1 protein-coding gene is annotated in these 461 nt (G+C 45.8%); it reads left to right on the forward strand.

The annotated features are described in order from the left end of the window. A partial coding sequence (locus tag WG89_RS31540) for a hypothetical protein (protein WP_216638592.1) occupies nucleotides 1-461 on the forward strand: 461 nt, incomplete at both ends.

Below are 461 nucleotides of genomic sequence, written 5' to 3' on the forward strand. Positions count from 1 at the left end.
CTTTTATTCAGAGGTTTCGCCCGGCTTCAAAGTAACCCATCTGATCTATAACAATGTCGGCTCTCATGGCAAGAAGACAAACCCTGAAATACTCTTCAATGACCGCTACGAAGCATTGAAGCCAGTAGCTGAAAAAATCGGGTTGCCTTTTATCAAGGTTAATTCAAACCTCGACCATTTCTATTGTGATCGCTTGCATTTCATGCAGACCCACACGGCAAGAAATACCTCAGTAGCTTTGCTGTTGCAGAAAGGGATAGGCCGTTACCTCTATGGTTCCGCCTATGCTTATCCGGAAGTGTTTATAGGTGAAACCGACTCTATGGCGCACAGTGATTTATTGGCTTTGCCCATGCTCTCTACAGAATCCTTGAGAGCGCTCTCGGTTGGCAGTGAATACACCCGGGCTGAGAAAACACTGCGAGTGGTTGGTGTTGAAGATTCTTATACGTCTTTAGACG

Origin of the sequence: Endozoicomonas arenosclerae (assembly GCF_001562015.1) — a bacterium.
GTDB classification, from domain to species: Bacteria; Pseudomonadota; Gammaproteobacteria; order Pseudomonadales; family Endozoicomonadaceae; genus Endozoicomonas_A; species Endozoicomonas_A arenosclerae.